This is a genomic window from Ralstonia condita (genome assembly GCF_958405655.1).
Taxonomy (GTDB): Bacteria; Pseudomonadota; Gammaproteobacteria; order Burkholderiales; family Burkholderiaceae; genus Ralstonia; species Ralstonia condita.
Window position 1 is genome coordinate 267,202 of the sequence record NZ_CATYWO010000001.1, and the last position, 13,052, is coordinate 280,253.

Here is a 13,052-nt window from a genome sequence, read left to right on the forward strand (position 1 = left end):
ACGCAATGCCCACCGTGCTCTCTGCCCACGCGCCCTCTGGCCCAACCCCTCCGCTTGCGGAACGCACGATCTCGCTCGCCGACGAGGCCGCGACATCGGCCCTGGGTATGGCGCTCGCGCAGGCCGTGCTGGCGCTCGATCCACAGCCCGTGCAGGTGCAGCTCTCGGGCGATCTCGGCGCGGGCAAGACAACACTCTCGCGGGCCATCTTGCGCGGCTTCGGTCATACCGGTCGCGTGCGCAGCCCGACTTACACGTTGGTCGAACCTTACGACATCGCGGGAACCACCGGCATGCGAAAGGTCTATCACTTTGACCTGTACCGCTTTGCCGACCCGGAAGAATGGACCGACGCGGGCTTTCGTGACTGTTTTGCCGAGCCCGCCCTCTGTCTGGTCGAATGGCCGGAAAAGGCCCAGGCGCTGCTCGGCACGCCTGACCTGCATATCGCCCTGGCCGTCGATGTTGTGCACGAAACCTACGATGACGGCGTTGAACATGCACCGCGCGTGGCGCGCCTGATCGCGCGCACGCAAATCGGCCTTCAACTCCTGCAGTCGCTGCCTACCTTGCTCTCATGCTGATCAAGCATCTGCCGACCGATCAACCGGATGATTCCCACCTGCCTAGCCAGGCCCGCCGGCAATGGCTTGCGCGCATGGCGAAAGCCGGCGCGGGCACCCTCGTCCTCAGCCTGGCCGGCACACAGATCGCACGGGGTGCCAACATCGTCGCGGTGCGGGTATGGCCGGCGGAAGACTACACGCGCGTGACGATCGAATCCGACGTCGCGCTCAGGGCCACCCACCAGCTCATCGCCGACCCCGACCGTCTGCTGGTCGATATCGACGGCCTCGACCTAAACCCGACGCTGCGCGAGCTGGTCGCCAAGATCACGCCGAACGACCCCTACATTCGCCAGGTACGCGTGGGCCAGAATCGGCCGAGCGTGGTGCGCCTCGTGTTCGACCTGAAGGAAAGCGTCAACCCGCAGGTCTTTACGCTGTTGCCGATTGCAGGCTATCGCAACCGGCTGGTGTTCGACCTGTATCCGACCAACCCGCCCGACCCGCTGATGCAGCTCGTGCAGGCCACCGAAGGTAAGCAGCAGCGTTTTGCGGCCTCCGGCGGCGCGCCGATGCCGTCGCCCGCCGAAGACGACGATCCGATTGCCGCGTTGGTCCGGCGCGACGGCAGCGGTGCCACGGCGCCCGCCTCACCGCATCCGAGTGAGTCGCGTCCAACGCTTGCCAACCGCACGCCGCCGCGCAAGACCTCGCCCGCTGCACCGACGCTTCCACCGTCGACGCTCGCCAACGCGCCGATGACGCCGCCACTGGACAACGTACCCGAACTCGCACCGCGTATGCCGTCGAACGGTCCGCGCATGCGGCGGCTGCTCACCGTCGCCATCGATCCCGGCCATGGCGGCGAGGACCCGGGCGCCACGGGGGGCGCGGGTACGCACGAAAAGGACGTCGTACTCTCGATCGCCCGCATGCTGAAGGCCAAGATCGACGCCCAACCCAATATGCGCGCCATGATGACGCGTGATTCCGACTACTTCGTTCCGTTGGGCGTGCGCGTGCAGAAGGCGCGCCGCGTGCAGGCCGACCTGTTCGTGTCCATCCATGCCGATGCGTTTCTTTCGCCGGAGGCGCGCGGCGCATCGGTGTTTGTGCTGTCGGATCGCGGTGCGTCCAGCGCGCAGGCCAAATGGCTGGCCAACAAGGAAAACGCCGCCGACATGATCGGCGGCGCGAATCTGAGCTCGAAGGATGCCCAGGTCACGCGCGTGCTGCTCGACCTGTCGACCACGGCGCAGATCACGGACAGCATGAAGGTCGGCAAGGCCGTGCTGGAGCAGATTGGCGGTATCAACCGGCTGCACAAGGGCCAGGTGGAGCAGGCCGGGTTTGCAGTCCTCAAGGCGCCGGACATTCCGTCGATCCTGGTGGAGACGGCCTTCATCAGCAACCCGGAAGAAGAGGCCAAGCTCAACGATCTGGGCCACCAGAATCAACTTGCCGATGCCATTCTGCGGGGCATTCGCGCGTACTTTGCCAAGAATCCGCCGCTGTCGCGCAATCCAGGCGTCTGATGACCGTGTTCGTCCTTCGCGAGGGCGTTACGGCGGATGCCGACACCATCGCTGACATCCACGCCCGGAGCTGGCGGAACGCTTACCGCGGGCGTGGCATCCTGTCCGATGCGTATCTCGATGGGCCTGCTTTAGCGGACATGCAAGCGAAGTGGCGGGCGCGCATGACGGCGCCGGCTGAGGGCCAGCGGGTCTGGTGTGCCGACCTGGATGCCCGCACCGTGGGGTTTCTCTGCTTGCTGCTGCATGACGACACGCCCTGGGGCGCGCTCGTTGACAACCTGCACCTGCTGCCAGCGTCACGTGGTCATGGTGTCGGCAAGCGCCTGATGGGCGAGGCGGCACGTTGGGCCGCAGCCCACGGCGTCATGCATCTTCATCTGCTGGTGTACGAGGCAAACATCGACGCAATCGGCTTCTACGAAGCCTTGCGAGGTGTGCCGGTCAGCCGCGACTGGCTTGAGACAGCCGATGGCGGATACGCCTGGGTGCGTACCTACCATTGGCCGGAGACGGCGGGGCTGATCGCCCTGCGCTGATCAGGCCGGGCGGCGGACCTGTGTGCGGACGCCTGATTCCGCATGCGCGACGCGATCCGCGTACCTGCGTGCCAGCGCCGAGCACACGATCAACTGCAACTGGTGGTAGATCATCGTCGGCAATACGATCAGGCCCAGCGCCGGATTGCCCGCGAACAGGATCTTTGCCATCGGTATGCCGTTGGCCAGGCTTTTCTTCGACCCGCAGAACACCGCCGTAATCTCATCCGCGAGGCCAAAACCGACGCGCCGAGAGAGCCACGTCGTCGCCCCCAGTACGACGAACAGCAGGGCACCGCTCATGATGGCCACAGCAACGATCGTCTCCCACGGATATTTCGACCACACGCCGGCGTGCGTCGAATCCGCAAAAGAGTTGAAGACGATCAGCAGGATCACCGCGCGGTCGACCTTGCTGATGACGGCCTTGTACTTGTTGATGAAGCCTCCCAGAACCGGCCGCAGCAACTGCCCGAGCACGAACGGCAACAGCAGTTGCTCGGCCACGCCCAATAGCGCCTTGCCAACCGAAAGCTCTGCTCCCGAAGCTTGAATCACAAAGCTCATCAGCAGCGGCGTGGCGATCATGCCGATCAGGCCCGAGATGGTCGCGTTGAAGATGGCCGCCGGCACGTTGCCCTTGGCCATGGCCGTCATCGCCACCGATGACGATACCGTGGATGGCAGCGCGCACAGGTAAAACACGCCAAGCAGCAGCTCAGCCGGAATGAACGGCTTGCACGCAAACAGGATCACGGCCCCGATCAGCGGAAAGAGGAGGAACGTACAGCTCTGCACGAACAGGTGCAGACGCCAGTTGCGCGCTCCTTCAACGATCTTCTCGCGCGAGAGCGCCGCGCCGTGCAGGAAGAACACCAGCGACACCCCGATGATGGTGACGACGTCCAGATGCAGCGGCCCGTCGCTCGCGCCCAGCGAGGGGAAAAGCAAGGCCAGCGCAACCATGACCAACATGGCCTGAATGAACCCGTCAATGCGGGAAAGCAGCGGAATCTTCATATGCATGCGCTCTCATGGCGCCCGGGAAATGCAGGAAAAGCGTTATTGCACAACATCCCCATCTAGAATACAAATGCATTGATCGAATCAATTCATACGGTGATGGCATGAATGTGACCCTGCGCCAGTTGCGCGTCTTCCTCGCGGTGGCGCGTGCGCACAGCTTCAGTCGCGCGGGCGACACGATCGGCTTGACGCAGCCGGCGGTCAGCCGCTCGATTTCGGAGCTGGAGGGGGAGCTTGGTCTGAAGCTGCTCGACCGGACCACGCGTGAGGTCGTACTGACCGAGGTGGGCCGCTCGCTGGCGACAGCACTGGATCGACTCATTGCCGATCTCGACGACACCCTGCAGCAGGCGCGCCAAGTGGGGGAGCAGCGGCGGGGGCGGCTGGTCGTGGCATCCAGTCCGACCGTGTCAACGCGTCTGATGCCTGTGTATGTGGCCGAGTGCGCCGTCCGCTACCCCGATATCCGCATGATCGTGCGCGACTCCGTGCAGGTCGACACGCTGCAGCTGATCCGCACGGGTGGAGCGGATTTCGGCGTGGTGGTGGAGCCGCTCGACACGGAGGGCCTCTGGACCGAACCGCTGCTGACCGATCCATTCTGCCTGGTCTGCCGGCATGATCACCCGTTCGCCCAGCGCAGCACCGTGCGCTGGAAAGACCTGCATCGTGCGCCGGTCGTGCTGCTCGATCACGCCTCGGGCAGTCGCCCGCTGATCGATCGCATCTTCCTGCGCCACGGTGTGCAACCCGACGTGGCGCAGGAGATGGGCCACACCGCTGCCGTGTTCGGCATGGTCGAGGCGGGCATCGGTGCGGGCGTGGTGCCCTCGCTTTCCTTGCCGCTGCCGTCGTCGTCGCCGCTGGTGTCGGTGCCGCTCACGCCAAAGGAAACGCGGGCGATCGTGCTGGCGCGCCGGCATGATCGCTCGCTCTCGCCGGCGGCCGAGGCGGCGTGGCAGATGATTCGCCGGATGGCGCTGCCGGCCGCCTGAGCACGCTGAGAATCACTTCGGTTGCATGCGGATGGCGCCATCCAGGCGGATCGTTTCGCCATTGAGCATCGGGTTCTCGATGATCGCGCGCGCGAGCTGCGCATACTCCGCCGGCTTACCGAGACGCGGTGGGAACGGCACCATCTTGCCCAGCGCGTCCTGCACTTCCTGCGGCATGCCCAGCAGCATCGGCGTTTCGAAGATGCCCGGCGCAATCGTCATCACGCGGATGCCGTCGCGCGACAGGTCGCGTGCAATCGCCAGCGTCATCGCCACCACGCCGCCCTTGGATGCTGCGTAGGCCGCCTGGCCGATCTGCCCGTCAAACGCCGCCACGGACGCCGTGTTGATGATCACCCCGCGCTCGCCCCCCGCGTTGGGCGTATTTCCAGCCATGGCCGTCGCGGCCAGTCGGATCATGTTGAACGTGCCGACCAGGTTGATGTTGATCACCCGTGCGAACTGGTCCAGCGGATGCGGCCCCGTCTTGCCCACCGTGCGGGACGCCGTGGCGATGCCCGCGCAGTTCACCAGCCCACGCAGCGTGCCCAGGGACGTGGCGGTCTCCACCACCGCCTGGCCGTCGGCCTCCGAGGCGACGTCGCAGCGCACGAAGCGCCCGCCCAGTTCCAGCGCGAGCGCCGCGCCGGCGGTCTCGTTCAGGTCGGCAATCACCACCTTGCCGCCGGCTTCGGCCAGCGTGCGCGCAGTGCCTGCGCCCAGCCCCGACGCGCCGCCCGTGACGATGAATACCTGATCGCGAATCTCCATGCCGTGTCTCCTTGGTTGTGGTTTGCGAGTTACTTGACGTTTACGTCAACGTCATATGTTAGCGCGAAGCGGCCGGCGATCGGGCAAAAAAAAGGCGCCTCATGATCGAGGCGCCGTTTTCCTAGCGGGTATGACGGGGTGCGCTCAGTCCTGCAGCGCACCGAATACGCGGGCGGTAATCTCGTCGACGTTACCCACGCCGCTGATCTTGCGGTATTTCGGCGGCGCGACCTTCGCGGCGCCATTGCCATTCGCCGCCCACTGCGAGTAGTAGTCGACCAGCGGACGCGTCTGGTTTTCATACACGTCCAGGCGCTTGCGCACGGTCTCTTCCTTGTCGTCGTCGCGCTGGATCAGCGCTTCGCCGGTTTCGTCGTCCACGCCTTCGGTCTTGGGCGGGTTGTACTTGATGTGGTACGTGCGGCCCGATGCCACGTGCACGCGGCGCCCGCTCATGCGCTCGATGATGGCGTCGAACGGTACGTCGATTTCCAGCACGTAGTCGATTGCCACGGCGGCATCTTTCATGGCTTCCGCTTGCGGAATGGTGCGCGGGAAGCCGTCGAACAGGTAGCCGTTCTTGCAGTCAGGTTGCTGCAGGCGGTCTTTCACGAGGCCGATGATGATGTCATCCGACACCAGGCCGCCGGCATCCATCACCTTCTTCGCTTCGATACCCAGCGGGGTACCTGCCTTGACGGCCGCGCGCAGCATGTCGCCGGTGGAGATCTGCGGAATGCCGAACTTTTCGCAGATGAATTTGGCTTGCGTACCTTTGCCGGCGCCGGGCGCGCCCAACAGAATCAACCGCATGGTGACGAGTTCCTCAAGTTTTCGAATCTTGTCGCGCCAGAAGAGCTTGTAGCGCGTTGGGAATCCGTCCGAACCCTGCACCATCACTTCGGGTGGGCCGATTCCCAACACGTCTGGCGACGCAATCGACGCAAACAGGCAGCCTAGCGGGCGAAATTGACGCCAGCCTTACCGGACTCTGGGAATCAGGCATCCGCCGGACGGCGGCACCCATGGCTCGATCTGTCTCCCTGTCGCCGCTGCCGCGCCTGCGTGGGCGCCATCATGCGGCTTGTCGTCCTTGCGATTATGCCATGCCAGCGCGGGGGTTTAGGCGGGACGGGGCGCAAACTTCAGAGAAATCCGCCGCTCAGGGTCCGTCCTGGGCCAGCAATTCGCTCCACGCGGCACGCACGCGAGCGAGGTCTTCGGGGGTGTCGACGCCAGCGGCGGGGGCATCATTGGTGGTCAACACCGCGATGCGTTCGCCGTGCCACATGGCACGCAACTGCTCGAGCTGCTCGGTCTGCTCCAGCGGTGCGGCAGCCAGTTGCGGGAAGCGGCGCAGGAAGCCGGCGCGGTAGGCGTAGATGCCAATGTGACGCAGCACCGGCATGGCCGGCAGCGGACGATCGGCGGCGGGTTGCGCCAGTACGGCAGGCGTCCAGGTGTCGCGCGCCCAGGGCAGCGGCGCGCGGGAAAACAGCAGGGCGCGGTCCATCGCATCCAGAACGACCTTGACGACGTTCGGGTTGAACACGTCAGCCGGATCGTGGATCGCGTGGGCCGCGGTGGCGATGGCGCAGTCGGGGTGGTCGCGCAGGTGCGCAGCCACGTTGTCGATCAACGTCGGGGCAATCAGCGGCTCATCGCCTTGCACGTTGACGACGATGGCGTCATCCGGCAATCCGAACACGGCTGCCACTTCGGCGAGACGGTCGGTGCCAGAGGCGTGGTCGGCGCGCGTGAGCACGGCTTCCACGTGATGCTGCATGCATGCGTCGGCCACCGAGGCGGCATCGGTGGCGACCACCACGCGCGCGGCGGACGACTGGTGCGCGCGCTCGGCCACGCGCACCACCATCGGCTTGCCGTCGATGTCGGCCAGCGGCTTGTTCGGCAGGCGCGTGGAGGCCAGCCGCGCGGGAATGACAGCGATGAACGGCGCGTGCGACATGGCGGCGACCTTCGTATCAGGCCGGATCGACCGGCGTGCCTTCCACAGTCTGGCGCGCTTCATCGGCCAGCATGACCGGGATGCCATCGCGGATCGGGTAGGCCAGCTTGTCGACGTGGCAGATCAGTTCGTTGTTGGCGCGGTCGTGTTGCAGCGTGCCCTTGCACAACGGGCAGACGAGGATTTCCAGCAGGCGATTGTCCATGGCGGTAGAGGCTCCGTGGCGGCCGCCCAAACGGTAGGGCGGCGCGCCGGTACAGCGGATGGGGTGGCGTTATTGTGCGCTTGCCTTGAGCGTTGCGCGATCGGCCAGGGTGCGTACGCGCTGGCAGACCTGTTCGACCAGCGCCGGGTCGACCACCGGTGTGGTCGGCACCACCCAGATGCGCGGGTCGTCGATATGGCCGCATTTTACGGCATCCTTTTCGGTGATCAGGATGACCTCGGCGTGGCTGTCGGTGAAGGGGCTGTCGGCGAAATCGTAGTGATCGGGCAGCGGCAGTGTGCTCGGCTTGAGGCCCGCCGCGCGCAGCGAGCCGAAAAAGCGCTCGGGGTTGCCGATGCCGGCGGCGGCCAGCAGGTGTTCGCCCTCGATGCGGGCGAACTGGGCGAGCGGGCGGCGCAGCGCGGGGTCGGCCAGGTTGTACGCGTCCTGCAGTTCGAGGCGCATGCCGAAGACGTTCGGGCGGTCGGGCGTGGCGCGGAAGTTCGGGTCGTTGATGAGCGTGGCATCGCGCCTGCGCGTCATCGGCTCGCGCAGCGGGCCTGCGGGCAGCAGGAAGCCGTTGCCGCCCATGCGCGCGTCGAACACGACGATCTCGATGTCGCGGCGCAGGCGGTAATGCTGCAGGCCGTCATCGCAGACGATCACGTTGCAGCCCGGGTGCGAGGCCAGCAGCGTCTGCGCGCACAGCACGCGATCGGGGAACACCCAGACAGGGAGATCGGTGGCGCGAGCGATGAGCAGCGGTTCGTCGCCGACGTCTTCCGCGCGGGAGTGTTCGCGCACCGGGCGCGGGTGCTTGAGTTCAACGCCGTAACCGCGCGAGACGATGCCGGGGCGCAGACCTGCATCAGCCAGCGCCGAAGCCAGCGCGATCACGGCGGGCGTCTTGCCTGCCCCGCCCACCGTGACGTTGCCGATGACCACCACCGGCATCGGCAGGCGGACCGAGCGCAGCCATCCCCAGCGGAACAGCAGCCGGCGCAGTGCGCTCACCCCGCCAAACAGCCACGACAGCGGCCACATCACCCACGCAAACCAGCCGCGTTGCTGCCATTGGCGGGTGACGAAGCTGGCGAGGCGGTGTTGGGCGACGGGCATGCGATCAGGTGTCAGCGAGAGGGCAGTTAGCGGGCGTTGCCGGTTTGCGTGGCGAACGTCAGGTGCGACAGGCCGGCCACGCGCGCGGCTTCCATCACGTTGACCACGGCCTGGTGCGCGGCTTGCGCATCGGCGTTGATGACGACGATCGGCTCGGGGCCTCCGCCCTTGCCTGCGGCACTGCGCAGCGCGTCGGCGAGGCTGGTGACATCGCGGGTGTCGAGCACTTGCTTGTCGACCGAGTAGACGCCGTTGGCAGTGACGGACACAACGATCTGGCCCGGGCGCTCGGTGGCTTTTTCAGCCTCGGCGGTAGGCAGGTTGACCTTGAGTTCGGTGTAGCGGGAATACGTGGTCGTGATCATCAGAAAAATGAGGATCACGAGCAGCACGTCGATCAGCGGGATCAGGTTGATCTCCGGCTCTTCGCGGGCACGGCGCGGGCGGAAGCGCATGGCTGTTTCCAGTAGGGCGTTGCCCGGATCAGCCGCGCCGCGGCGGCAGGATCGCGTCAAGGTACGTGGTGGACAGATGCTCCAGCTCGACCACGTAGTTATCCACCACGCCACGGAAGTAGCGCCAGAAGATCAGCGTCGGGATGGCCACCACCAGGCCCAGCGCGGTGTTGTACAGCGCGACAGAGATGCCGTGCGCCAGCGCCTGCGGGTTCGTGCCCGCGGCGGTCTGGCTGCCGAAGATCTCGATCATGCCGACCACCGTGCCGAACAGGCCCATCAGAGGCGCCACCGAGGCGATTGTGCCGAGCGCGTTCAGATAACGCTCCAGGCGGTGGGCAACATTCTGGCCGGCTTCTTCCACCACTTCCTTGGCGGCATCGCGCGTGGTGTTCGGATGCAGCACCACGTGGCGCAGCGCGGCAGCCAGCAGCCGGCCCAGCGGCGAGCCCTGTTCCAGCGTGTTCACCACTTCTGGCGTGGCACGGCGCTGATGCGCGACGGCCAGCGCCTCGTCATACACCTTGGGCGGAATGATCTTGTTGCGCTGCAGCGCGACGAAGCGTTCGATGATGAGCGCGAGCGCGAGCACCGAGGCAATCAACAGCGGCCAGATCGGCCAGCCGGCGGCTTGAATGATGGAGAACACTGGACAACCCGTTTTGTCGTTGTGGAAGGAGGCGCGATGGGCGCACGCCCGGTCGCCGTTGTCGCCGTCCGCGTCCCCGAACGCGGTCAGTTGCGGCAAAAACAGGCAGCACTCTAGCGCGTCGGACCTGCCACGGCAACACGATGGCGCGCCGTGGCAACGTGCAGGCGCGATGCTCGGCGCAGTGTCATGGAAGATGCCGCCCACGCAATCCACAGGGGGGCGGGACAGTCTTGTGGACGGGTTGTGGACATTGCCCGGACAAGCAAGCTAAGCCTCTGATTCAACAGGAGGTTCTCACCCGTGCTTAAAAATGAGGCAACCCGGGCTCGGGCAGTACGTTGCGCGCAGTTCCCGAGATGGATGGCCGCTTTGGGGCCGTAATCCACACGCTGACGGGACAGTCTTGTGGACGGCGTGTGGACATTGCCCTAACAACGAAGCTAAGTCCATGATTTGAAAAGAGGTCTGCTGGTTAGCTTAAAAAATGGGCAGCCGGCCTTGCGCGCCCCGATCCTGCGAAAAAGGAGGAAGGAGCCGGCGCCCGGGGCCATAATCCACATCCGATCGGGACAGTCTTGTGGACGGATTGTGGACATTGCCCGGACAAGCACCTTAACTGTTTGATTTCAAAGGATGTTCCGTCTGCTGCTGAAAAAATAAGCAGACTACGTTCTCGGTCCGCATGCGGACAGGAGCCCTGCCGACAGGCTTGCTCCCGGGCTGATTTATCCACTGCCCAGGCGTCACTTCGCGGTTTTCCAGCGCTGCTGTGGATAACTTTGTGAACATCCTTGGGGTGCCTGCGCTAAATGCTTGACGCAGAACGAAATTACTTGCGCTGCTGAAATTTTGACAAAGGCTGTTTCTTTAAAGGAATCAAAGGGTTGCATCAACACGCCGAGAGCGCGTCACGCCTACCCTGTCAAGCTTGACAAGGGCGTTATGCTGTGGACAGGTCGCCATTCCGGTTCTGCTTGTCTCCCTCAATCAAGGTAGAAGTTGCCCAGGGGCCTCATGGATTTACGCCCCATTCACCACTTATGACCTCGCCCCCTACGTCCCGCAAACCGTTCTGGATGGATGCTCCAGCCGCCGCCCCGGCGCCGTCGGGCATGCCCGCGCCTGCCCCTTCTGGTTCCCTTCGGGGCGGACAGGATGTGTTGACCGTCACCGAGGTCAACCGGAGGATTGCCGGGCTGCTGGAGCGGAACTTTCCGCTCGGATGGGTGCGCGGCGAGATTTCCAACTTCACGCGTGCGGCCAGCGGCCACTGGTATTTCTCGCTCAAGGATGCGGGCGCGCAGATCCGCTGCGTGATGTTCAAGGGTCGCAACCAGTACGCCGATTTCACCCCGCGGGAGGGCGAAGCTGTCGAGGTGCGTGCGCTGGTCACGTTGTACGAGGCGCGCGGCGAGCTGCAACTGAGTGTCGAGGCCATCCGCCGCGCCGGCTTGGGCAACCTGTATGAGGCGTTCCTCCGGCTGAAGGCCGCGCTGGAGGCGGAAGGCTTGTTCGAGGCCGATCGCAAGCGGCCCCTGCCACGGCACCCGCGTGCCATCGGCGTGGTGACCTCGCTGCAGGCTGCTGCGCTGCGCGACGTGCTGACCACGCTGCGCCGGCGCGCACCGCATGTGCCGGTAGTGGTCTATCCGGTACCAGTGCAGGGCGCCGGGGCCGCCGAGCGCATCGCCGCGATGCTGGGGACGGTCAATGCCCGGGCAGAGGTCGATGTCGTGATTCTATGCCGGGGTGGCGGCAGCATCGAAGACCTGTGGGCCTTCAATGAAGAGCCGGTGGCGCGTGCGGTGGCAGCCTTGTCGATCCCCATCGTGGCCGGTGTCGGGCACGAGACGGATGTGACCATCGTTGACTTCGTGGCCGACGTGCGCGCGCCCACGCCGACCGGGGCTGCCGAGCTGGTCAGTCCCGACCGCGCCCGCATGCTGCGCGATGTGGCGCGCGACTGGGATGCACTGTCGGCGCAATTTCGCCGGCAGCTCGATCGGCGCGCGCAAACGGTGGACTGGCTTGCGCGCCGCCTCCGCAGCCCGCAGGCGCAAATGCGCGAGCGCCGCTCGCAACTCTCCAATCTGGAAGGCCGTCTGCGGTTTGCCCTGGCCGGCCGCGTGCAACGCGCCGAGCACGTGCAGCGCTTGCTTGCAATGCGGCTGAGCGCGGCGCGCCCTGATCCAGCCCGCGAGCGCGCTGCCGTGCAGCGAGCGGAGGCCGCGCTGGCACGCGCGATGCGTGACAGACTGGCGCGTGCCCAGGAGCGCCTTGCGCGCCAGCACAACGGGCTGGAACTGCTGGCCCCGCAGCGTACCCTCGAGCGCGGCTATGCGGTGCTGCTCGACGCGGACGGCCACGCCATTCGCGACCCGCATGCGCTGCATGCCCGCGCGCGCATCGAGGCCAGGTTGGCGCAAGGCGCGGTCGACATCGAAATCGCCCAGGCGCAACCCAAGCTCGACATGTGACCGGCGCATGTGGACATGACCGAGATACGTGCGTTTCCGCATCTGTTTCGCGGGTATTCCGACTATTTAGCGGGTGGTTTGCGCCGGTTTTACAAGTCTCCTACAATCGTCGCTCCCAACCTGTAACCCACAGAAGGCAAGAACAATGGAACACACGCTCCCCCCGCTGCCGTACGCCCAAGACGCCCTGGCGCCGCACATCTCCAAGGAAACGCTGGAGTTCCACTACGGCAAGCACCACCAGACCTACGTCACGAACCTGAACAACCTGATCAAGGGCACCGAGTTCGAGAACCTGAGCCTCGAAGACATCGTCAAGAAGTCGTCGGGCGGTGTGTTCAACAACGCCGCACAGGTGTGGAACCACACCTTCTACTGGAACGGCCTGAAGCCGCAAGGCGGCGGCGCACCGACCGGCGCGCTGGCTGACGCCATCAACGCCAAGTGGGGCAGCTTCGACAAGTTCAAGGAAGAGTTCACCAAGACGGCCATCGGCACCTTCGGTTCGGGCTGGGCCTGGCTGGTGAAGAAGGCCGACGGCTCGCTGGATCTGGTGTCGACCTCGAACGCCGCCACGCCGCTGACCACCGACGCCAAGCCGCTGCTGACCTGCGACGTGTGGGAACACGCCTACTACATCGACTACCGCAACGCCCGTCCGAAGTACGTCGAGGCGTTCTGGAACCTGGTCAACTGGGATTTCGTTGCCAAGAATTTCGCCTGAGCGAAGCCTTCGCACCCAG

At 65.4% G+C, this 13,052-nt stretch carries 14 protein-coding genes; 6 read left to right on the top strand and 8 right to left on the bottom strand.

Translation table 11 applies throughout. The annotated features are described in order from the left end of the window. Positions 1-5 precede the first annotated feature (5 nt). The 3 genes from tsaE to R2N03_RS01230 are packed head-to-tail and all read left to right on the top strand — an operon-like array spanning position 6 to position 2,640. Entirely contained in the window at positions 6-584 is a 579-nt protein-coding gene (tsaE, locus tag R2N03_RS01220) for a tRNA (adenosine(37)-N6)-threonylcarbamoyltransferase complex ATPase subunit type 1 TsaE (protein ID WP_316656473.1), read from the top strand. Beyond that, entirely contained in the window at positions 578-2,101 is a 1,524-nt protein-coding gene (locus R2N03_RS01225) for an N-acetylmuramoyl-L-alanine amidase (RefSeq protein WP_316654133.1), read from the top strand. Before tsaE ends, R2N03_RS01225 begins: the two co-directional genes overlap by 7 nt. Next, positions 2,101-2,640 carry a GNAT family N-acetyltransferase gene (locus tag R2N03_RS01230; RefSeq protein WP_316654135.1) on the top strand — a complete coding sequence of 180 codons (540 nt, stop codon included), beginning with the start codon at positions 2,101-2,103 and terminating at the stop codon, positions 2,638-2,640. The genes R2N03_RS01225 and R2N03_RS01230 overlap by 1 nt, the downstream gene beginning before the upstream one ends. Here R2N03_RS01230 and R2N03_RS01235 read toward each other — a convergent pair whose 3' ends face one another. Beyond that, a complete protein-coding gene (locus R2N03_RS01235; RefSeq protein ID WP_316656475.1) occupies positions 2,641-3,660 on the bottom strand; it encodes a bile acid:sodium symporter family protein in 1,020 nt (339 codons plus the stop codon). It abuts the gene before it with no gap. A gap of 107 nt (positions 3,661-3,767) precedes the next feature. Here R2N03_RS01235 and R2N03_RS01240 point away from each other — a divergent pair, with 107 nt between their 5' ends. Further along, positions 3,768-4,661 carry a LysR family transcriptional regulator gene (locus tag R2N03_RS01240; RefSeq protein ID WP_316654138.1) on the top strand — a complete coding sequence of 298 codons (894 nt, stop codon included), beginning with the start codon at positions 3,768-3,770 and terminating at the stop codon, positions 4,659-4,661. Between the two features lie 12 nt (positions 4,662-4,673). Here R2N03_RS01240 and R2N03_RS01245 read toward each other — a convergent pair whose 3' ends face one another. The 7 genes from R2N03_RS01245 to R2N03_RS01275 form a co-directional block, all read right to left on the bottom strand. Then, positions 4,674-5,432: a 3-hydroxyacyl-CoA dehydrogenase gene (locus R2N03_RS01245; RefSeq protein WP_316654140.1), complete on the bottom strand. Its 759-nt coding sequence runs from the start codon at positions 5,430-5,432 to the stop codon at positions 4,674-4,676. Positions 5,433-5,576: 144 nt separating this feature from the next. After that, on the bottom strand, positions 5,577-6,245 hold the full coding sequence (adk, locus tag R2N03_RS01250; protein ID WP_024974894.1) for an adenylate kinase: 669 nt from the start codon (positions 6,243-6,245) through the stop codon (positions 5,577-5,579). Between the two features lie 349 nt (positions 6,246-6,594). Next, a complete protein-coding gene (gene kdsB, locus R2N03_RS01255; protein WP_316654143.1) occupies positions 6,595-7,401 on the bottom strand; it encodes a 3-deoxy-manno-octulosonate cytidylyltransferase in 807 nt (268 codons plus the stop codon). A 16-nt stretch (positions 7,402-7,417) separates the two neighbouring features. Continuing rightward, positions 7,418-7,606, bottom strand: coding sequence for a Trm112 family protein (locus R2N03_RS01260; RefSeq protein ID WP_004631803.1), 189 nt, complete (start codon positions 7,604-7,606; stop codon positions 7,418-7,420). Between the two features lie 69 nt (positions 7,607-7,675). Next, on the bottom strand, positions 7,676-8,725 hold the full coding sequence (gene lpxK, locus R2N03_RS01265; protein WP_316654180.1) for a tetraacyldisaccharide 4'-kinase: 1,050 nt from the start codon (positions 8,723-8,725) through the stop codon (positions 7,676-7,678). A 26-nt stretch (positions 8,726-8,751) separates the two neighbouring features. Further along, positions 8,752-9,180, bottom strand: a complete 429-nt coding sequence (locus tag R2N03_RS01270) for an ExbD/TolR family protein (protein WP_316654182.1) — start codon at positions 9,178-9,180, stop codon at positions 8,752-8,754. Positions 9,181-9,208: 28 nt separating this feature from the next. Next, positions 9,209-9,829 (bottom strand): MotA/TolQ/ExbB proton channel family protein, encoded by a 621-nt coding sequence (locus tag R2N03_RS01275; RefSeq protein ID WP_316654184.1) that lies wholly within the window; start codon positions 9,827-9,829, stop codon positions 9,209-9,211. 1,115 nt (positions 9,830-10,944) lie between these two features. Between R2N03_RS01275 and xseA the strand changes: the two genes are divergently transcribed. After that, positions 10,945-12,309, top strand: a complete 1,365-nt coding sequence (xseA, locus tag R2N03_RS01280; RefSeq protein ID WP_428984354.1) for an exodeoxyribonuclease VII large subunit — start codon at positions 10,945-10,947, stop codon at positions 12,307-12,309. Between the two features lie 145 nt (positions 12,310-12,454). After that, positions 12,455-13,033 carry a superoxide dismutase [Fe] gene (gene sodB / locus R2N03_RS01285; protein ID WP_009241368.1) on the top strand — a complete coding sequence of 193 codons (579 nt, stop codon included), beginning with the start codon at positions 12,455-12,457 and terminating at the stop codon, positions 13,031-13,033. Positions 13,034-13,052: the final 19 nt, after the last annotated feature.